Origin of the sequence: Pseudomonas gregormendelii, assembly GCF_017114825.1 — a bacterium.
Lineage (GTDB): Bacteria > Pseudomonadota > Gammaproteobacteria > Pseudomonadales > Pseudomonadaceae > Aquipseudomonas > Aquipseudomonas gregormendelii.
In genome coordinates, this window is record NZ_JADEVO010000006.1 from 151,855 (window position 1) to 173,118 (window position 21,264).

10 protein-coding genes are annotated in these 21,264 nt (G+C 62.6%); 4 read left to right on the forward strand and 6 right to left on the reverse strand.

The genetic code is table 11. From position 1 onward, the window contains the following. Positions 1-178 precede the first annotated feature (178 nt). The 3 genes from IMW75_RS06840 (at position 179) to IMW75_RS06850 (ending at position 2,801) form a co-directional block, all read left to right on the forward strand. Positions 179-805 carry a TetR/AcrR family transcriptional regulator gene (locus IMW75_RS06840; RefSeq protein WP_045058118.1) on the forward strand — a complete coding sequence of 209 codons (627 nt, stop codon included), beginning with the start codon at positions 179-181 and terminating at the stop codon, positions 803-805. An 88-nt stretch (positions 806-893) separates the two neighbouring features. Next, on the forward strand, positions 894-1,688 hold the full coding sequence (locus IMW75_RS06845) for a substrate-binding periplasmic protein (RefSeq protein ID WP_177328526.1): 795 nt from the start codon (positions 894-896) through the stop codon (positions 1,686-1,688). A gap of 99 nt (positions 1,689-1,787) precedes the next feature. Then, entirely contained in the window at positions 1,788-2,801 is a 1,014-nt protein-coding gene (locus IMW75_RS06850; RefSeq protein ID WP_045058119.1) for a GNAT family N-acetyltransferase, read from the forward strand. A gap of 152 nt (positions 2,802-2,953) precedes the next feature. Here IMW75_RS06850 and IMW75_RS06855 read toward each other — a convergent pair whose 3' ends face one another. After that, positions 2,954-3,502: an RNA polymerase factor sigma-70 gene (locus IMW75_RS06855; protein ID WP_122841331.1), complete on the reverse strand. Its 549-nt coding sequence runs from the start codon at positions 3,500-3,502 to the stop codon at positions 2,954-2,956. Positions 3,503-3,773: 271 nt separating this feature from the next. Between IMW75_RS06855 and IMW75_RS06860 the strand changes: the two genes are divergently transcribed. Continuing rightward, the gene (locus IMW75_RS06860; RefSeq protein ID WP_205892159.1) at positions 3,774-16,757 is read left to right on the forward strand and encodes a non-ribosomal peptide synthetase; all 12,984 of its coding nucleotides are present in this window, start codon (positions 3,774-3,776) and stop codon (positions 16,755-16,757) included. A gap of 164 nt (positions 16,758-16,921) precedes the next feature. Here IMW75_RS06860 and rimJ read toward each other — a convergent pair whose 3' ends face one another. From rimJ to dsbD, 5 genes are all read right to left on the reverse strand, one after another. Then, positions 16,922-17,488 carry a ribosomal protein S5-alanine N-acetyltransferase gene (gene rimJ / locus IMW75_RS06865; protein WP_045058122.1) on the reverse strand — a complete coding sequence of 189 codons (567 nt, stop codon included), beginning with the start codon at positions 17,486-17,488 and terminating at the stop codon, positions 16,922-16,924. 77 nt (positions 17,489-17,565) lie between these two features. Next, complete coding sequence (locus IMW75_RS27160; RefSeq protein ID WP_272873823.1) at positions 17,566-17,691, reverse strand: hypothetical protein; 126 nt, start codon at positions 17,689-17,691, stop codon at positions 17,566-17,568. Positions 17,692-17,838: 147 nt separating this feature from the next. Next, positions 17,839-18,609 carry a thiol:disulfide interchange protein DsbG gene (gene dsbG / locus IMW75_RS06870; RefSeq protein WP_045058123.1) on the reverse strand — a complete coding sequence of 257 codons (771 nt, stop codon included), beginning with the start codon at positions 18,607-18,609 and terminating at the stop codon, positions 17,839-17,841. Continuing rightward, positions 18,585-19,442, reverse strand: coding sequence for a TlpA disulfide reductase family protein (locus IMW75_RS06875; protein ID WP_045058124.1), 858 nt, complete (start codon positions 19,440-19,442; stop codon positions 18,585-18,587). The genes dsbG and IMW75_RS06875 overlap by 25 nt, the downstream gene beginning before the upstream one ends. Beyond that, a complete protein-coding gene (gene dsbD, locus IMW75_RS06880) occupies positions 19,442-21,178 on the reverse strand; it encodes a protein-disulfide reductase DsbD (RefSeq protein ID WP_205892160.1) in 1,737 nt (578 codons plus the stop codon). The genes IMW75_RS06875 and dsbD overlap by 1 nt, the downstream gene beginning before the upstream one ends. Positions 21,179-21,264 lie beyond the last annotated feature (86 nt).

Here is a 21,264-nt window from a genome sequence, read left to right on the forward strand (position 1 = left end):
CAAGCAAGCGCTTGGTTTGTAAATGCCTTGAAATATCTTCTTCCCGAGCGCTTGCTTGGTTGCCGGCGCCAGCTTAAATTGCCCGCGCAAGCCCGCGCAAGCCCGCGCAAGCCCGCGCAAGCCCGCGGTTTCAGCGGCCAGCGGCGCATCTGGATTGATCGACTGTAGGAGAGAATGGGTGGACGAGCAAAAAGCCCTGGGCGTCATGCGCGAACTGGTCGACAGCGGCCAGTTGACCGACCCGGACAGCGCCCGCGGCAAACTGCTGCAAGTGGCCGCCCACCTGTTTCGCAATAAAGGCTACGAGCGCACCACCGTGCGCGACCTGGCCGGCGCCGTGGGCATACAGTCGGGCAGTATTTTTCATCACTTCAAAAGCAAGGACGACATCCTGCGCGCAGTGATGGAGGAAACCATCCGCTACAACACGGCGCTCATGCGTGCCGCCCTCGGTGACGCCGCAAGCGTGCGTGAGCGGGTGCTGGCGCTGATTCGTTGCGAACTGCAATCGATCATGGGGGGCAGCGGCGAGGCCATGGCCGTGCTGGTCTACGAATGGCGGTCGTTATCCGAGGAGGGCCAGGCGCAGGTGCTGGCCCTGCGCGATATCTACGAAGAGCTATGGTTGCAGGTGCTGGGAGAGGCCAAGGACGCCGGTTTGATTGGCGGCGATGTGTTTATCACGCGTCGTTTCCTGACGGGGGCGCTGTCCTGGACCACCACCTGGTTTCGTGCCGGCGGCAGCATGAGCCTGGATCAACTGGCGGACGAAGCCCTTATCATGGTATTGAAAGAGCCACGATAGTGGTGATTTGCCAGTAGCCTCTGGCTAATCGGGCGAAACCGCCTGGCTTGAATGCATAGCGCGTAATTTTCGGGAGTAGGTTGTTTTGATGTCCTCGCCAACACGGACGGCCTTCCGGTTTTTACTGGCGGCGCTTCCCGCATTATGGTTACTGCCTTCCCAGGCGGCACAGCTGGTTCGAGTCGGAGCGGCGCATTTCCCTCCCTATACTGTGCGTCCGGAAATGGGGGCCGACACTGGCTTGCTGCCACAGCTGGTCGAAGCATTGAATGTTGCCCAGCATGACTACCAGTTTGTCCTGGTGCCAACTTCGATTCCCCGCCGCTTTGGTGATTTCAAGCAAGGCCGGGTGGACATGGCGATCTTCGAGAATCCTGATTGGGGCTGGAAGGATATTCCACATGTTACGGTCGACATGGGCCTGGAAGATGCCGAGATTTTCGTCGCGCAACAACTGCCGGACCGCCAGCAAGACTATTTTGCCGAACTTGCCGGCAAACGTTTGGCACTTTTCAGCGGGTATCACTACGAGTTCGCCAACTTCGATGCCGACCCCAAAATACTTGCGCAACGCTACAACGCCTCTCTGACCTATTCCCATGACAGCAATTTGCTCATGGTGCTGCGCGGCCGTGCGGACATCGCGTTGGTCACGCGGTCGTACCTGAGCGATTACCTTCTGCGCAACGCAAAAGTCGCCGCTCAGTTGCTGGTGTCCCAGCGGGTGGACCAGGTCTATCACCATTACGCAATGCTTCGTCCTGCGGCACCCATCAGCGGTGAAGCCTTTGGCAAATTGCTGCAAGGGTTGCGGGAGAGCGGCCAGATGATGAAAATTTTTGCGCCGTACCAAATCGCCGTGGTCCCTGTTCCTGGGGACTGATGGGGATCGCACGTCGGGTATTTTCTGTCTTCGGTTAAATTTCCCTGATCGGCTCACGTCACCTCGTTTAACAGTGGACGACTAACGTGAGCCTGACCCATGCCTGATCTGAACGCTCTGACTGCCCTGGCTCTGCCCGATGGCCGGTGCCTTATGGCGGATGAAACCACCGACCGCTTGAGCCTCGGCTGCGACGGGCAGCCGTTGCTCAGCTTGCGAGTGAACCGCGTGCCTGCGCTGCACGTGGCCATCGAGCAACGTTGCGAACACCCGGACAGCGAAGTCTTGTACCTGGCCTGTTATTGGTTGTTCGCCCGCGATTCAGCCTGTCAGCACTTGACCTGGCACCTTGATGAACTGCCCACCGAGGCACTGCTCAGCGGCTTGCTGGTCACCGGTGAAGTCAGTGGCCAATACCGTTGCGAGCGCGCGCTGTTCTGGCAGTTGCCCCGCCCCTGGTTGAGCCAGGCCAGTGTAAACAGCTACCCACAGCATCCAGTGATCAGCGGCGGCAAACGCCACCCCTTGCGGCCGCTCAAACCTCGGGGCGAGGTGTACCGACGGTTCGATGCGCGGTTGGGGGCATGGATATCCCTGCGCACGGTCGATATCGAACATGACCTGGCGCGCTTCAATCGCTGGCAGAACAGCGCGCGGGTTGCGAGTTTCTGGCAGGAGGAGGGCAGCCTCGATCAGCATCGGGAGTATCTGGCCAAGTTGCTGGCCGACCCGCACACGCTGACGCTGATCGGCTGTTTCGATGACCAGCCGTTTGCCTACTTCGAGGCCTACTGGGCCAAGGAGGACCGCCTCGCGCCGTTCTACCAGGCGGGCGATTACGACCGTGGAATCCATATGCTGGTAGGTGAAGAGCAGCACCGCGGCCCGCACAAAGTGGCGAGTTGGTTATCGGCGCTGACGCACTACCTGTTTCTCGATGACCCGCGCACCCAGCGAGTAGTCGCCGAGCCGCGCGCGGACAACGCGAAGATGATCGGGTACATGCAGGGGCAGCGGTTTCACTGCGAGAAGGAGTTCGACTTTCCGCACAAGCGGGCGGCGTTGATGGTGTTGGGGAGGGAGCGGTTTTTCGAACGGTGTGTGCTGGCTTGAGTTTCAGGGATCAAGGTCCTCATTGATCTTGAGTCAGCCTTAGCGAGCAAGCGGGCTCTCACAGGGGATATGCGCTTGGCATGGGTCCAGGGTGGAAAATCCCGTGTGGGAGTGAGCCTGCTCGTGATTGAGCGCACCGCAATTGCCAGATCTCAACGCCGTGCAAACGTATCCGCGCGACTTCCCGACACCTTGCGGCAATGCACCAGTGCATCGCGGATCATGAAGTTCACCAGGGTGGGCGACACGCCCAGTTCCTTGGCGATGTCTTTCTGCGGTACGCCATGCAGGCGGTACATCTCGAACGCATAACGGGTGCGGCTGGGCAGTTGCGTCAGGGCGTCAGCGATGTTTTCCAGGGTCGAGAAATTGATGTGCGAGGTTTCCGGCGACGCGCCCTGGATCACCACATTCAGGCCTTCCTCTTCCGGGCCGGAATACTTCTGTTCCAATGCCTGCTTGCGATAGTGATCGATCGCCAGGTTGCGCACGATCTGGAACAGGTAGCTGAGTTGTGCCTTGAAGGAGGAGGTGATCTGCGGCGCCGACTGCAGGCGGAAGAACGCATCCTGTACCACGTCTTCAGCGCGTGACCGGCACCCGGTAATGCGTGCTGCAATCTTGACCAGTATCAGTCGATTGTCGACGAATGCCTGAAGTAGCGGTGAATCGCACCTGCTTGTGGATACTTGTTCCGTCATGGAAAACACCCTGCTGCAAATAGGTTAGTGGAGCGGCCTGAGACCCGGGCTGCCCTACACATCGAGCGACAAATTATGTTGAATGATAATGATTGTCAATTGAGAAAGAGAATTAATGCTTCCTGGCGGTGCGTTTTGTGAACTGCGACACGCTGACGCACGCCAGCCCCGTTGGCGATCGCTGCCGACGACTAATTCTTGCCTTACCCCATCCGTTCTCCTTGGTGAATGGCACCGCACACATACAGCCCCAATTTTCGCAGGAACCCCCATGACCGACGCGTTCGAACTTCCAAGCAATCTGGTCCAAGCCCTCCAGCGCCGCGCGGCCCTGACGCCGGATCGGGTGGCCTTGAGGTTTCTTGCCGAATCCCGGGATGAAGCGCTGGTGCTCAGCTATCGCGAGCTTGATGAGCGGGCGCGGACCATCGCTGGGGCATTGCAGCAGGAAACGCAATGGGGTGATCGCGCGGTGCTGCTGTTTCCCAGCGGCCCGGATTATGTGGCGGCTTTTTTTGGCTGCCTGTATGCGGGCGTGATCGCGGTGCCGGCCTATCCGCCGGAATCAAGCCGGCGTCATCATCAGGAACGCCTGCTGTCGATCATCAGCGATGCCGAGCCACGCCTGCTGCTGACCAGCGCCGGCCTGCGCGACGCCCTGGGGCAAATCGAAGGAGCGCCGCCGCTGCTGTGCGTCGACACCCTCGACCGCATGCTCGCCGGGCAATGGATTGAGCCCTCGGTGCAGGACGAGCATATCGCTTTCCTGCAGTACACCTCCGGCTCCACGGCGATGCCTAAAGGTGTGCAGGTCAGCCACGGCAATCTGGTGGCAAACGAGGCGCTGATCCGCCAAGGCTTTGGCATCGATCTGAACCCAGATGACGTGATCGTCAGCTGGCTGCCGCTGTACCACGACATGGGACTGATCGGTGGCCTGCTGCAGCCGATCTTCAGTGGCGTGCCCTGTGTATTGATGTCGCCGGCGTACTTCCTTGCGCGCCCGTTGCGTTGGCTCGAAGCGATCAGCGAGTACGGCGGTACCATCAGCGGCGGGCCGGATTTTGCTTACCGGCTGTGCAGCGAGCGGGTCAGCGAGTCGGCCCTGGCGCAGCTCGACCTCAGTGGCTGGCGGGTGGCGTATTCCGGCTCCGAACCGATTCGCCTCGACACCCTGGAACGCTTCGCCGGGAAATTCGCCACGTGCGGTTTTATACCGGATGCCTTCATGGCGTCCTACGGACTGGCGGAGGCCACATTGTTCGTTGCCGGCAGTCCGCGAGGCCAAGGCATTGGCAGCCTGCGAGTCGACGACCTGGCATTGGCCGCCAATCGTGCCGAGGCGGGTGCAGGCAGCGCGATCATGAGTTGCGGCATCAGCCAGCCGGGCCATGGGCTGCGAGTGGTCGATCCGTTGGCACGGACCGAACTGGGCGACAATTGCGTGGGGGAAGTCTGGGCCACGGGGCCGAGCATCGCCCACGGCTATTGGCGCAATCCCCAGGCCAGTGCCGAGACGTTCGTCCAGCACCACGGCCGCACCTGGCTGCGAACCGGCGACCTGGGATTCCTGCGTGGCGGTGAACTGTTCATCACCGGTCGCCTGAAAGACCTGCTGATCGTGCGCGGCCACAACCTGTACCCGCAAGATATCGAGCAAACCATCGAGCGCGAAGTCGAGGTGGTGCGCAAGGGGCGCGTCGCAGCATTTTCCGTATCAGTGGACGGTGTCGAAGGCATCGGCATCGCCGCCGAAATCAGCCGCAGCGTGCAGAAAATCCTTGCGCCCGAGGCGCTGATCAAGGCCATCCGTCAAGCAGTAGCCGAAGCGTATCAGGAGGCCCCGGGTGTTGTGGTGTTGCTCAATCCGGGTGCGCTGCCGAAGACCTCCAGCGGCAAACTGCAACGCTCGGCCTGTCGCATTTGCCTGGCCGAGGGCAGCCTGGACAGCTATGCACAGTTCCCGTCAGCGACCCCGGCCAACGAGGCGACGGGCGAAGCAGAGTCTGAACTGCAAGGCCTGATCGGGAAAATCTGGGCCGAACAATTGCAGGTCGAGCAGCTCGGCGCCGACGATCACTTCTTCCTGCTGGGCGGCAACTCCATCGCCGTCACCCAAGTGATCGCCCAACTGCGCGAGGCGCTCGGCCTGGAGTTGAACCTGCGCCTGCTGTTCGAGGCGCCAACCCTGGGCGCTTTCACCGCAGCAGTCCTGCAGCAACAGCAGGAGGGTGGCCTGGCCCAAGGCACAATAGCTGCCCTGCCACGCCGCGAAGCGCTGCCACAGTCCCTGGCGCAGAACCGGTTGTGGATCACCTGGCAGCTTGACCCGCATAGCAGCGCTTACAACATTCCCGGTGCCCTGCGCCTGCGTGGCGAGCTGGATGAGAACGCATTGCGCATCAGTTTCCAGCAATTGATCGAGCGTCATGAGGCCTTGCGTACGCGCTTTTTCGAGCATGACGGGGTGGCGTTGCAGCAGGTGGATGCCGCCGCCGAATTCAATCTGCAAGTGATCGATATCAGTCACCTGCCGGTGACCGAGCGTGAAGCCCGTGCCTGGCAGATTCGTGAGGACGAAGCGCGGACCCAGTTCGATCTGGAGAAGGGCCCGTTGTGGTGGGTGACCCTGGTACGCCTCGATGAGCAAGACCATCAACTGCTGGTGACGATGCACCACATCATCGCTGACGGCTGGTCGCTGAACGTACTGATCGACGAGTTTTCGCGGATTTACGCCGCCGCGTCCCAGGGGCAGACCGCCGCGCTGGGTGCCCTGGAGACCCATTACGCCGACTACGCCAGCTGGCAGCGCCAATGGCTGGGGCAAGGGGAGGGTGAGCGGCAGCTGGCCTACTGGAAAGCGCACTTGGGCGATGAACATCCGACGTTGAACCTGGCGACCGACCATCCGCGCTCGGCGCAGCACCTGCGCCGCGCGGCACGCCATGGCGTGAAGCTCGATAGGGCCCTGAGCAATGCCATTCGCCAGACCGCCCTGGCGCATCAATCGACTTCGTACATGCTGCTGCTCGCGGCCTTCCAGAGCTTGTTGCATCGCTACAGCGGCCAGCGCGAGATCCGTATCGGGGTGCCCAACGCCAACCGTCCGCGCCTGGAAACCCAGGGCCTGATCGGCTTCTTCATCAACACCCAGGTCATGCGTGCCGAGGTGGATTCGCGGCAGCCTTTCGTCGAGCTGCTGGCGCAGACCCGCGACGCCGCGCTGGGTGCGCAAGCCCATCAGGACCTGCCGTTCGAGCAGCTGCTGCAAGCCTGTCCCCAGGCGCGCGAACAAGGGCTGTTCCAGGTCATGTTCAACCACCAGCAGCGCGACCTGAGTGCACTGCGGCGGCTGCCGGGTCTGTTGGCCGAAGAGCTGCCGTGGCACAGCCGCGAAGCCAAGTTCGACCTGCAATTGCACAGTGAAGAGGACCAGAAGGGGCGCCTGAGCCTGTCCTTCGACTACGCCAGCGAGCTGTTTGACGCCAGCACCCTCGAGCGCCTGGCCGAGCATTATTGCAACCTGCTTCGCGCGGTTTGCGAGCAGCCTGCTACCGCCATCGGCGACCTGCCCCTGCTGACCTCAAGCGAGCAGGCACAACTGGCGCAGTGGAGCGGTGCCCCCCGCGCGCCGGCCACTCAATGGCTGCCTGACCAGCTCAACGACCAGGCGCGCCTGACCCCCGAACGTACGGCGCTGATCTGGGAAAGCGGCAGCCTCGATTTTGCCCAGCTGCACACCCAGGCCAACCGCCTGGCCCATTATCTGCGCGATAAAGGCGTCGGTCCTGACGTGCGCGTAGCGATTGCCGCCGAGCGTTCGCCGCAGTTGCTGATCGGCCTGTTGGCGATCATCAAGGCCGGTGGTGCCTACGTGCCGCTGGACCCCGATTACCCTGCCGAGCGCCTGGCCTACATGCTCGCCGACAGCGCGGTCGGGTTGCTGCTGACCCAGACCGGAATGCTCGACCGCTTGCCGGCCACCGAAGGCGTCAGCGTCATCGCGATGGACACCCTGCACCTGGAAAGCTGGCCGAGCCACGCACCGGGCCTGCACCTGCAAGGCGACAACCTGGCGTATGTGATCTACACCTCGGGCTCCACCGGCCAGCCCAAGGGCGTGGGCAATACTCATGCGGCCCTGGCCGAACGGCTGCAGTGGATGCAGGACACTTACCGCCTCGACCAGACTGACGTGCTGATGCAAAAGGCCCCGATCAGTTTCGACGTATCGGTGTGGGAATGCTTCTGGCCGCTGGTGACCGGTGCGCGCTTGCTGATTGCCGGGCCTGGCGAGCACCGCGATCCCCACCGTATCGCGAGGCTGGTGCAACAGTTCGGCGTCACCACCTTGCACTTTGTGCCGCCGTTGCTTTCGTTGTTCATTGACGAGCCGCTGAGCGCCGAGTGCACCAGCCTGCGTCAAGTGTTCAGCGGCGGTGAAGCCCTGGCCCCCGAGCTGCGCGACCGCGTCCTGGCGCAGTTGCCCGCCGTGCAGTTACACAATCGGTATGGTCCGACCGAAACCGCGATCAACGTCACCCACTGGCATTGCACCCGCGCCGACGGCGAGCGCTCGCCAATCGGCCGCCCGCTGGGGAACGTGCTGTGCCGGATACTGGACAGCGAATTGAATGCGCTCCCGGCCGGCGTGCCGGGCGAGCTGTGCATCAGCGGTCTCGGCCTGGCGCGGGGTTACCTGGGACGTGCGGCGCTGACCGCCGAACGATTTGTCGTCGACCCTCTGGGCGAGCCAGGGGCGCGCCTGTACCGAACCGGAGACCGCGCGCGGTGGACCGCAGACGGGGTGATTGAATACCTCGGGCGGCTCGATCAGCAGGTCAAATTACGTGGGTTCCGCGTAGAACCGCAGGAGATCGAGGCGCGCCTGCTGGCTCAGGACGGCGTCGCCCAGGCTGCGGTGCTGGTGCGCGACACTGTCGCTGGTGCACAGCTGATCGGTTACTACACCGCTACGCCTGACGCTGAGCCACATGACGGGCATAACACCCGGCTGCTCGCTGCCCTGGTGGCCGAGCTGCCCGAGTACATGGTGCCGGCGCAACTGATGCGCCTGGAGGCGATGCCCCTGAGTCCCAGCGGCAAGCTCGACCGCCGGGCCTTGCCGGAGCCGCTGTGGCAGGTGTGCGAGCATGTCGAGCCGGTGACGGCGCTGCAACAGCAGCTCGCCGGCATCTGGCGCCAGGTATTGGGCCATGGGCAGATCGGCCTGCGCGATGACTTCTTCGCCCTTGGCGGCCACTCTTTGCTGGCCACGCAAATCATCTCCAGGACCCGCCAGGCGTGTGACGTCGAACTGCCGCTGCGGGCCCTGTTCGAGAACAGTGAACTCGGTGCGTTCGCCGAACAGGTACGTTTGCTCCAAATCAGCGGCAACATCAATCGGCAGCCGCCCATCGAGCAGGTTGACCGCAGCCAGCCGGTGCCGCTGTCATATTCCCAGCAGCGCATGTGGTTTCTCTGGCAGATGGAGCCCGACAGCCCTGCCTACAACGTCGGTGGCATGGCGCGACTGCGCGGCGAGCTGGATGTCGAGCGCTTCGACGCTGCGCTGCAAGCGCTGATCCTGCGCCACGAAACCCTGCGCACCACCTTCCCGAGTGTCGACGGTGTGGCTCGACAGCAGGTTCACCCGCACAGCAGCGTGCTCCTGGAATTGCAGGATTTCAGCGCGCTGGCAGACGCTGACCGCGAGCGCCAGGTCCAGCTTCTGGCTGACGCCGAGGCCCATAAACCCTTCGATCTGGAAACAGGTCCACTGCTGCGCGCCTGCCTGGTCAGGACCGCCTTGCAGGAGTACTACCTGGTGCTGACCTTGCACCACATCGTCACCGAAGGCTGGGCCATGGACATCTTTGCCCGGGAGCTCAGCGCACTGTACGAAGCGCTGGTTGATGGCCGCGAATCTCCCCTGGTGCCGCTGCCGGTGCAATACCTCGACTACAGCGGTTGGCAGCGCCAGTGGCTGGAGTCCGGCGAGCGCCAGCGTCAACTCGATTACTGGACCGCGCAGCTGGGCCGCGAACATCCGTTGCTGGAGCTGCCCGCCGACCGAGCGCGGCCACCGGTGCAAAGCCACCGGGGCGAGCTGTACCGTTTTGACCTGCCCGACGAGTTGGCCGCGCGGGTGCGAACCTTCAATGCGCAACATGGCCTGACCCTGTTCATGACCATGACCGCTGCACTGGCCGTATTGCTCTATCGCTACAGCGGCGAGACCGACCTGCGCATCGGCGCGCCGGTGGCCAACCGCATCCGTCCGGAAAGCGAGGGGCTGATCGGGGCGTTCCTTAATACCCAGGTACTTCGCTGCCAGCTCAATGGGCAGATGTCCGTCGGCGAGTTGTTCGAGCAGGTGCGCCACACCGTCATCGAAGGCCAGTCCCATCAGGATCTGCCGTTCGATCATCTGGTGGAAGCCTTGCAGCCGCCGCGCAGCGCCGCCTATAACCCGCTGTTCCAGGTGATGTGCAATGTGCAGCGCTGGGAATTCCAGCAAAAACGCACCCTGGCGGGGATGACCGTCGAGTACCTGGCCAACGATGCTCGTGCAACCAAGTTCGACCTCAACCTGGAAGTCACCGACCTTGACCATCGCCTAGGTTGCTGCCTGACCTACAGCACCGATCTGTTCGATGAGCCGCGCATTGCGCGCATGGCCGGACATTGGCGCAACCTGCTGGAGGCGTTGCTGGCCGATCCGCAACAGCGACTGAGCGAGTTGCCGCTGTTGGCCGCCGACGAGCAGAAAAACCTGCTCGACAGCCTCGGCGTGGAGCCGGGCGAGCATCGTCTGGACCAGTGCGTGCATCACCTGTTCAGTGAACAGGCGCTGCTGCGCAACGATGCACCGGCGTTGACCTTCGCCGGGCAAACCCTGAGCTATGCCGAACTCGACGCCCGGGCCAATCGCCTGGCCTGGATGCTGCGTGAGCGTGGAGTCGGGCCGCAGGTGCGGGTTGGCCTGGCGCTGGAGCGCTCGCTGGAGATGGTGGTCGGCCTGCTGGCGATACTCAAAGCCGGCGGCGCGTATGTGCCGCTGGACCCGGAATACCCGCTGGACCGATTGCACTACATGATCAAGGACAGTGGCATCGGCTTGCTCCTCAGCAACTCGGCCATGTTCACGGCCCTGGGCGAGTTGCCGACTGGCGTTTCGCGCTGGTGCCTTGAAGATGACAGCGCCGCCCTGGCCGATTACCCGGCGGCAGAGTTGCCTCGCAGCAGTTTGCCCCAGCATCAGGCCTACCTGATCTACACCTCGGGTTCCACCGGAAAACCCAAGGGCGTGGTAGTGTCCCACGGCGAAATCGCCATGCATTGCCGCGCGGTGATCGAGCGCTTCGGCATGCGCGCCGATGATTGCGAACTGCACTTCTATTCGATCAATTTCGACGCCGCCACCGAGCGATTGCTGGTGCCTTTGTTGAGCGGCGCCCAGGTCGTCTTGCGGGCGCAAGGTCAGTGGGATGCGCAGGAGATCTGCGAGCTGATCCGTCGCCACCACATCAATATCCTTGGCTTCACGCCAAGCTATGGCAGCCAGTTGGCGCAGTGGCTGGCCACCCGCAATGAAACCCTGCCAGTGCGTATGTGCATCACCGGCGGCGAAGCCTTGACCGGCGAACATCTGCAACGAATTCGCGCGGCGTTCAAGCCGAGCCTGTTCTTCAATGCTTACGGCCCGACTGAAACCGTGGTCATGCCACTGGCCAGCCTGGCCCCGGAACAGCTGGAAGAGGGCATGGGCAGCGTACCGATCGGCAGCGTGATCGGCGCCCGGGTTGGGTACATCCTCGACGCCGACCTGGCGTTGGTGCCCCAGGGCGCGACGGGCGAGTTGTTCATCGGCGGTGCCGGCCTGGCCCAGGGTTACCACCAGCGTCCGGGCATGACCGCCGAACGCTTTGTGGCCGACCCCTTTGCCGCCGATGGCACACGCCTGTACCGCACTGGAGATCGGGTGCGCCAGCGCGGCGATGGGCTGGTGGAGTACCTCGGCCGCATCGATCATCAGGTGAAGATTCGCGGTTTCCGTATCGAGCTTGGCGAGATCGAAAATCGCCTGCTGGAGCATGAGTCGGTGCGTGAAGCGGTGGTGCTGGCGCTTGATGCGTCAAGTGGCAAGCAGCTGGTGGGCTACCTGCTGACGGCGGTCGCCGAGCAGGATGACGCGCAACAGAGCAGCCTGCGCGAATCCCTCAAGGCTCACCTCAATGCCCAGCTTCCGGACTATATGGTGCCCATGCACCTGATCCTGTTGGCACACTGGCCGCTGACGGCCAACGGCAAGCTCGATCGTCGTGCGCTTCCGGCGCCGGACCCGGCGCTCAATCGTCAGCATTACGTGGCACCCGGCAGCGAGCTTGAACTGACCCTGGCCAGCCTCTGGTGCGAGGTGTTGAACGTCACGCAAGTGGGTCTCAACGACAACTTTTTCGAACTGGGTGGCGACTCGATCCTGTCTATCCAGGTGGTCAGCCGCGCCCGTCAGCAGGGCATTCATTTCAGCCCACGGGACCTGTTCCAGCACCAGAGCGTGCAGGCGCTCGCCGCCATCGCCACGCGTACGGAACAGGTGGTGGCCGAACAAGGCCTGCTCACCGGTGAATCGCCAATGACGCCGATCCAGCACTGGTTTTTCGACTGTCAAATTCCTGAGCCTCAACACTGGAACCAGGCCTTGTTGCTGGAGCCGACCATGCTGCTCGAACCCCATTGCCTGGAGCAGGCACTGCTGGCGGTGATCGAGCAACACGATGCATTACGGCTGCGCTTCACCGCAGTGGCTGGCGCCTGGCGCGCCGAACATCGGATCGATAGCGACACCCCCGTGCTGTGGCAGGTGCGGGTCAAATCCATGGAACAGTGCACCGCGCTGTTCGCCGACGCCCAGAGAAGTCTGGACCTCAAGCAGGGGCCGTTGTTGCGGGCGCTGCTGGTGGATGGTCCGCAGGGTCAGCAACGCCTGTTCATCGCCATTCACCACCTGGTGGTGGATGGCGTGTCCTGGCGAGTACTGTTGGACGATGTGCAGACGGTTTATCGTCGATTGCTCGCGGGAAAATCCGTCGAGTTACCGGCGAAAAGCAGCGCCTTGCGCGACTGGGCGGCTCGCCTGCAGGCCTACGCAGGCAGTGATTCGCTGCGTGAGGAATTGGGTTGGTGGCAGGCACAATTGGCCGGGCCGGATGTTGCGCTGCCGTGCGCCCGCCCTGAGGGTGGACGCCAGCATCGCCACGCCGAGACCATCAGCGTACGCCTCGACGGCGAGCGCACCCGCCAGTTGCTGCAACAGGCGCCGAGTGCCTATCGCACGCAGGTTAACGACCTGCTGCTGAGTGCCTTGTCCCGGGTTCTGTGCCGCTGGAGCGGGCACGAGTCGGCGCTGATTCAACTTGAAGGCCACGGCCGCGAGAACCTGTTTGACGACATCGACCTGACCCGCACGGTTGGCTGGTTCACCAGCGCATTCGTACTGCGCCTGACGCCAGGACTTGAGCATGAGCACACGATCAAGGCAATCAAGGAGCAACTGCGCGCCGTCCCGCACAAGGGCCTTGGGTATGGGGTACTGCGTTACCTGGCCGACGACGTCTGCCGCCACGCCATGTCGGCCTTGCCGGCGGCGCAGATCACCTTTAATTATCTGGGCCAGTTCGACCAGAGTTTTGCTGACGACGCCTTGTTCCGTCCGCTGGACGAACCGGTCGGCGCGGCACACGATCCGGAGGCGCCGCTGCCCAACGAGCTGAGCGTCGACAGCCAGGTCTATGGCGGTGAGCTGGTGATGCGCTGGACCTTCAGTACAGAGCGTCACGACCCGCAGGCCATCGCCGAGCTGGCGCACGCCTACCTCGAAGAATTGCAGAGTCTGATCGAGCATTGCCTGGGCGATGGCGCGGGAGGCCTGACGCCGTCGGACTTCCCGCTGGCGAAACTCACCCAGCCCCAGCTCGATGCGCTGCCAGTACCTGCCGCGCTCATTGAAGATGTCTTTGCGCTGACGCCGATGCAGGAAGGCATGCTGCTGCACACCTTGTTGGAACCGGGCACCGGCCTGTACTACATGCAAGACCGTTACCGCATCAACAGTGAACTGGACCCGCAGCGTTTTGCCGATGCCTGGCATGCGGTGATCGCCCGGCACGAGGCCCTGCGGGCATCGTTCTGCTGGAACGTTGGCGAGGACATGCTGCAGGTTATCCACAAGCCGGGCAGCACGCCGATCGAGTACCTCGATTGGTCGGCTGTTGCCCAGGCCGAGCAGGAACCCAGGTTGCAGGCGCTGCTCAAAAGCGAACGTGAAACCGGCTTCGACCTGCTCAACCAGGCCCCGTTTCACCTGCGCCTGATCCGTGTCGGCGCGGCGCGCTACTGGTTCATGATGAGCAACCACCACATTCTTATCGATGCCTGGTGCCGTTCGCTATTGATGAACGATTTCTTTGAGATCTACACCGCCTTGGGCGAGGGGCGCGAAGCGCAATTAACGCTACCGCCGCGTTATCGTGATTACATCGCCTGGCTGCAACGGCAGAACCTTGCCGAAGCCCGGCAGTGGTGGAAAGACAATCTGCAGGGTTTTGAACGGACAACGCCGATTCCAAGCGATCGGCCCTTGCTGCGCGAGCATGCCGGCGACAGTGGCGGCATGGTCGTCGGCGACTGTTACACCCGTCTGGCTGTCCGGGACGGCGTGCAACTGCGCGAACTGGCCCAGGCCCATCAGTTGACCGTCAATACCTTCGCCCAGGCGGCCTGGGCCTTGGTCCTGCGGCGCCTCAGCGGTGATCGCGACGTGTTGTTTGGTGTCACGGTGGCCGGCCGTCCGGTGCAGATGCCGGCAATGCAACGCACGGTGGGGCTGTTCATCAACAGCATCGCGCTGCGGGTGAAGATGCCCGGGGACGATCAGCGTTGCAGCGTTCGCCAATGGCTTGGCGAGTTGCTCGACAGCAATATGCAGCTGCGTGAATACGAGTACCTGCCGCTGGTGAACATCCAGGAACACAGTGAGCTGCCCAAGGGCCAGCCGCTGTTCGACAGCCTGTTCGTGTTCGAGAACGCGCCGGTCGAAGTCTCGGTTCTGGACCGCGCGCAGAGCCTCAATGCCACGTCGGACTCAGGCCGTACGCACACCAACTTCCCCCTGACGGCGGTGTGTTATCCGGGGGACGACCTGGGCTTGCATCTGTCGTACGACCAGCGATTCTTCGATGAAACCACGGTCGAGCGCATGCTCGCCGAGTTCAAGCGCCTGCTGCTGGCACTGGTACAGGGTTTCCATGGTGACATGGCGGATCTACCGCTGCTGGGCACCGAGGAACGGGATTTCCTGCTCTACGGTTGCAACCAGAGCGCCCATGAGTATCCGCTGGAGCAGAGCTACGTGGCGCTGTTCGAAGCGCAGGTGGCCCGGCATCCGCAGCGAGTGGCGGCCAGCTGTCTCGATCAGCGGCACACGTATGCCGAACTGAACGTGTGCAGCAACCGGCTCGGTCATGCACTGCTGGCGGCCGGGGTGGGGCTGGATCAACCGGTGGCCCTGCTGGCCGAACGCGACTTTGCGTTGCTGGGCATGATCATCGGCAGCTTCAAGGCGGGTGCGGGGTATCTGCCGCTGGATCCGGGCCTGCCGAGCCAACGCTTGAGCCGTATCCTCGATCGCAGCCGCACGCCGTTGCTGGTGTGCACCCAGGCTTGCCGGGAGCAGGCCGTTTCGCTGCTGGATTCATTCAGCTGTGCGCATCGGCCCAAGCTGCTGGTCTGGGAAGAGGTGCAGGCGAGCGCTGCATCGGTCGCCAATCCCGGGATCTCCAGTGGACCGGATAACCTCGCTTACGTGATTTACACCTCCGGTTCCACAGGTCTGCCCAAGGGCGTGATGGTCGAACAGCGCGGCATGCTCAACAATCAGTTGAGCAAGGTGCCGTACCTGAACCTGGGCGAGGCCGATGTGATCGCGCAGACCGCTTCGCAAAGCTTCGATATATCCGTCTGGCAGTTCCTCGCGGCACCGCTGTTCGGTGCACGTGTGGACATCGTGCCGAACGCCATCGCCCATGATCCGCAGGGATTGCTGGCACACGTGGTCGCCCAAGGCGTCACCGTGCTGGAAAGCGTGCCGTCGCTGATCCAGGGCATGCTCGTTCAAGCACACATGAGCCTCGATGGCCTGCGCTGGATGCTGCCGACCGGTGAAGCCATGCCACCTGAACTGGCCCACCAATGGCTGCTGCGTTACCCGCAAGTCGGCCTGGTGAACGCGTATGGCCCGGCGGAATGTTCGGATGACGTGGCGTTTTATCGAGTCGACCTGGCCTCGACCCGCAGCAGTTATCTGCCGATCGGCATGCCAACCGACAACAATCGCCTGTACCTGCTCGATGGCGCGCTGGAACTGGTGCCCTTGGGTGCCGTAGGTGAATTGTGTGTCGCCGGCACAGGGGTTGGCCGCGGGTATGTGAGCGATCCGTTGCGCACTGCCCAGGCATTTGTGCCCAACCCGTTTGGCGCGCCGGGGGATCGTCTGTACCGCACCGGCGACCTGGCCCGCCGCCGCAGCGATGGGGTGCTGGAGTACGTCGGGCGAATCGATCATCAGGTGAAAATTCGCGGCTATCGCATTGAGTTGGGTGAGATCGAGGCGCGCCTGCACGAACAACCAGAAGTGCGGGACGCTGCGGTGGGCGTGCAGGAGGGCGCCAATGGCAAGCACCTGGTGGGTTATCTGGTAGCGGCGGATTCGGCGCTCAATCCCGGCGAACGCCTGGAGCGCATCAAGCAGCGTCTGCGCACCGAACTACCGGAGTACATGGTGCCGCTGCACTGGCTGTGGCTGGAGCACATGCCGCTTAATGCCAACGGCAAACTGGATCGCAAGGCGCTGCCGGCACTGGAAATCGGTCAGTCGCAGAGCCAGGACTACCAGGCGCCGCGCACTGAGCTTGAGCTGAAGCTGGCGGATATCTGGGCGCAGGTGTTGAAAGTCGACAGGGTGGGTATGCGCGATAATTTCTTCGAGTTGGGCGGGCATTCGCTGCTGGCCACGCAGATTGCTTCGCGGGTGCAGACAGCCCTGCAGCGCGAGGTGCCGCTGCGGGCGATGTTCGAGTGCAGCACGGTTGAGGACCTGGCCGAATACATCGATGGGCTGGCGGCGAGCGATATCACCGAGGAGAAGGTGGATCGGTTGACCGATCTGATGGCGGAGCTTGAGGGGATGTGACGGCTTGGAATACTTGGGATTGCGGGAGCAAAGCTACCTGTTACGGCGACGGAGCCAACCTGGAAACCGGTTATCACTGGGCGAGGGACTGTCAGTGGATGGCCAAAAGTTGCCTGAGGCCAGATGCAGCGCAGACGATCGTTGCGCAATCATCCCATGAGTGCTTAGCGGAACACTGCGCTGGGCGCCGGGTTGATCAACGCCGTCAACACATGATCCTGCCAGCGTCCAGCGATACTCAGGTAGGCCTTGGCGTAGCCCTCGCGTTCAAATCCCAGACGTTCCAGCAGCCGCGCACTGCGTTCATTGCCAGGGATGTAATTAGCCATGATCCGGTGCAGTTGCTGTTCTTCGAACATGTAGCGGATGCCCGCTTCCAGTGCTTCCTGCATCAAACCCTGGCCTTGGTGGGCTTCGTCGATGTGGTAGCCGAGATAACACGCCTGGAACGCGCCGCGAGTGATGCCGCTGAAGTTGCACGCGCCGATCATCTGGCCGTCGTCCGTATCCAGCAGTGCAAAATGCACCGCCAGGCCGGCGGCGAAAGCGCTGGCTTGCACCTCAAGGCGTGGTCGGATGCGTTCGGCGCTGTAGTAGTCAGTGGGGCGAATCGGTGACCAGCGGGCCAGATGCCTCTGGTTGCGCCGGTAGAAGTCGCTTTCCAGCGCCGCCTGTTCAGGATCGAGTACCGCCAGCGTCAGGCGTTTACAGGGCAGGGACAACAGCGGCATAAAGCGCTCCGGTTGGCATGGATCGTCACGTAAGCATTACGTGACCAGCGGAAAAACTCAAACTGCCAGCGGCAATGTCACGATAAAGGGCTGCCCTGGCCATCGCGGTTGAAGCCGTTGGCATGCACGTCTTGTGCAAACGGCTCGAAGATAAACGGCAGGGCCTGGGCGCAGATGCCGATGCTGTCATCGTAAGTACTCATCTCCAGCACATCGGCCGTGGCCCCGATCGATGGAGTGACATGACACCCCCGGCAGTGTGTATTTGGCCGCATTACCCAGTAGGAGATGTGACCCCGTGACGGAAGTAGTAAATGGGCGAACTCATTGAGTCCGCGGCCAACGGACTCTTACTTCGGCCCCAAAATCTTCACCAGCTTATCCGGCGACGGCGCGCCCTGCTGCTGTTGCAACTCACCCTTGTCGTCCATATAGAAAATCGCCGGGGTGGCCGACAATTCCAGCTCTTCCATCAACTGCATGTTCGCCGCGAGCTTGGCCTGGATCGCCGGTGGAACATCCTTCAAGGCCTTGAGCGAGCTGGCCTTGCCGGCTTTTTCGTGGTCTGCCAGGGCCTTTTGCGGGTCCTTGGCGGCCAGCAGCGCTGCGGATTTGCCCGGGCTGTCCTCGCGAATGATGCCGACCATGATATGGCGCAGTTGCACTTTGCCGGCTTTCACCCAAGGCCGCGCCTGCTCCCAGAACATGTTGCAGTAAGGGCAATTCGGGTCGCTGAACAGGTACACCACGCGCGGTGCGTCCTTGTTGCCGTCGGCAATCCAGTTGCTCGCTTCCATCTTGCCCCAGACTTCCTTGGACATCGGCGCGTAAACCAGCTTTTGCAGGGGGGCTGTGCTGAGGTCATTGCCGTCGGCGTCATACAGGTTGCCCAGCAGCACGTGTTTGCCATCCGGGGTCAGGTACAGGGCCATGCCACGGTTCTGGTACTGCGCGGCGTAACCGCGCAGGCCGTCCGGTGCGTCGAACTGGCCGACGATTTTTGCGCCCTTGGCTTCTATTTTCTTGATCGCTTCAGGCAACTCTTCGGCAGCCTGCGCGAATGGCAGGTGCAGCAGGGCAGTGCCCAGGGTCAACGTCAGCAGGTGGCGGAGGCGGGGCATGGCAGTTTCCTTGAAGAAGTGGCGGAACCAGGGCTGTCGAAGTTTTCCAGGGCGCGGGCCAGGCTGGCTTCCGACAGTTCGCCCAGATGGCTGCCCAACAGGCGGCCCTCATTGCTGTAGAACAGCGTAGTCGGCAAGGCCATGGAGCCCACCGCCTGACCCAGGCGGCCACTGCCATCGAACAATACGTTGGACAGGCTCAGGCCCTGGGTTTCCAGGTAAGTACTTACGCTTTGCATGCTTTCGGCCTGATTGACGAACAGGAAAGTCAGGTCCGGACGCTGTTGCTGGGCATTTTCCAGCACCGGCATTTCCCGGCGACAGGGCGGGCACCAGGTGGCCCAGAGATTGATCACCAGCGGACCCCCTTTGTAATCCTCCAGTCGCACGGTTTCCCCGGCCGCATTGCGCAGGGTGATTTCCGGCAGGCGCGTGCCTTGTTCGTAGATGGAGAGGGAAAAAGTAGCGAGCAGCCAGAACGCCAGGCCGCTACCCACGCCAAACCCCAGGGGGCGACGCAGTCCCGGGCGGCGCCAGCCCCGGTAGAGGGCAACGAGCAACAGCGCGATCACCCCCGGCCAGGCGAGGAAGCCGCCGTCACGCAGGTCGATGACTTGCCAGAGATCGTTACGATAATGCTTCCAGTAGAGCGCCACGAAACCGATCCGCGCCGCCAGCATACCGATCAGGAACAGGCTGAACAGCACCGACTCGGGGTTTTCGCCACCGCGCCTGGCCGCTCGCCAACCCACAAAGGTCGCCAGCGCCAGGGCACCGATCAGCAGCAGGTGATTGAGCGCAATGGCAAACGTGCCGAGGGTGAGCGTCAGCATTAACGGGCCTCTCGGGTGAGGTTCCAGCGTTGCAGGAATGTGGCGGCATCAACTTCGCCGGTAATGCGCTGGCTACGTCGCTCCTCGCCGTCGGTGCCGATCCACAGCAGGCTCGGTGGCCCTGGCACCTTGTATCGACCGAGAAGTTCGCGACTGGCGGCGTTATCGGCGGTTACGTCCAGACGCAGCAAACGTACGTCACTGAGTGCCGCGAGCACCTGCGGCTGGCCGAACACGCGTTTTTCCATGATTTTGCAGGCCACGCACCAGTCGGCGTAATAGTCGAGCAACACCCATTGACCTTGAGCCTTGGCCGCATCCAGTTCCCGTTGCAGCGCAGCCGGGTCCTTGATGGTGGTGAAGGCCTCGTGGCCAACCGGGCGGGCGATGCTGGTCGAATTTGCCGTGCTGTAGACCTGTAATGGCTTGAACAGGTCATCACTGCCGCCGGCGGCACCGATCAGCAGCAGGCTTCCCCACACCCCCATCAGCAAGGAACTTGCGCCGAACAGCTGGGCAACCCGGCCGAAACCTTCCGATTGCTTCCAGGCGCTGTAGGCCGCGATCAACAGTAATGCTCCACACAGCCCGACCCACAGTGATTCATCCAGCACCGGGCGCAGCATCAGCAGGGCAGTGGCGAGGAACAGGAAGCCAAACACGCCTTTGAGCAGGTTCATCCAGGCGCCTGGCTTGGGCAGGAAGCGATTGCCAACCGTCACCAGCAACAGCAGCGGGATCCCCATGCCGATGCCCATGGCGAACAGGATCAGCCCGCCATGCAAGGCGTTGCCGCTCTGCGCGATATAGAGCAGGGCGCCGGCCAGGGGCGCGGTCATGCAAGGTCCCACCAGCAGCCCCGACACCGCACCCAGCACGCCGGCGCCGATCAGGCTGCCGCCACGCTGGTTGCGCGATACATTTTCCAGGCGGTCACGAATGGCCACGGGCAGTTGCAATTCAAAAAAACCGAACATCGGCAACGCCAGCAATACAAACACGGCGGCGAAGGTGCCCAGCAGCCAGGGGTTCTGCAGCAAGGCCTGCAGATTGGCGCCAAGCATCGCTGCCAATACGCCCATCGCGGCATAGACCAAAGCCATGCACACCACATAACTGCCGGCGAGGGCGAAGCCGCGTCGAGGGCTGGCGCCGCTGCCGACGACCAGCCCTGCAAGTATTGGCAACATCGGCAGGGTGCAAGGGGTGAATGCCAGCAGCAGGCCCAGGCCAAAGAACACCAGCAGGCTCCAGCCCAGCGCCCGTTGTTGCAGGCCGCTGGCCAGGGCCTGGTCCGGCGCTTCGGCGGCGGCAGGGGCAACGACTGTCCCCCCCAGGTCGACGACCTGGGTTTGCGGCGGATAACACAGGCCGGCATCGGCACACCCCTGGAATCCTACTTTCACCTGGCCGGTGGCACCGGCCGGTATTTTCAGCTCAAGGCCCTGGCGGTACACCTGCTGCTCACCGAAAAATTCATCGCTGTGAGATTCCCCAGGGGGCATCGCTGGCTTGTGCTCTGGCGGCAAACCGTCGAACTTCAGACGCTGCTGGTACAGATAGTAGCCATCGGCGATCTGCCAAAAAAGTTGGGTTTCACCGGACTCCAGGCGCTCGGAAGTGAAGATGAACGCCTTGGCTACAGGAAGGAAGTCCGGTTTGGTCGCGAATGGATCGTTGGCGGCCTGGGCCATGCCCGATATCAGGAGAACGAAAAGCAGTAAAATTCGACGCATGGGTAAGCCTTATCCCTGTGCAAGTGGGGGCAGGATGAGAGACGGCGATTAACCGATGATTAACCGCCACGGCCTTGTCGCAACGG

Bases quoted from the DNA above. Each gene is read 5' to 3' on its own strand.
- IMW75_RS06855 (WP_122841331.1), bottom strand. From the start codon at position 3,502: ATGACGGAACAAGTATCCACAAGCAGGTGCGATTCACCGCTACTTCAG.
- IMW75_RS06860 (WP_205892159.1), top strand. From the start codon at position 3,774: ATGACCGACGCGTTCGAACTTCCAAGCAATCTGGTCCAAGCCCTCCAG.
- IMW75_RS06875 (WP_045058124.1), bottom strand. From the start codon at position 19,442: ATGCTGACGCTCACCCTCGGCACGTTTGCCATTGCGCTCAATCACCTG.
- IMW75_RS06850 (WP_045058119.1), top strand. From the start codon at position 1,788: ATGCCTGATCTGAACGCTCTGACTGCCCTGGCTCTGCCCGATGGCCGG.
- rimJ (WP_045058122.1), bottom strand. From the start codon at position 17,488: ATGCCGCTGTTGTCCCTGCCCTGTAAACGCCTGACGCTGGCGGTACTC.
- IMW75_RS06845 (WP_177328526.1), top strand. From the start codon at position 894: ATGTCCTCGCCAACACGGACGGCCTTCCGGTTTTTACTGGCGGCGCTT.
- dsbD (WP_205892160.1), bottom strand. From the start codon at position 21,178: ATGCGTCGAATTTTACTGCTTTTCGTTCTCCTGATATCGGGCATGGCC.
- IMW75_RS27160 (WP_272873823.1), bottom strand. From the start codon at position 17,691: ATGAGTACTTACGATGACAGCATCGGCATCTGCGCCCAGGCCCTGCCG.
- dsbG (WP_045058123.1), bottom strand. From the start codon at position 18,609: ATGCCCCGCCTCCGCCACCTGCTGACGTTGACCCTGGGCACTGCCCTG.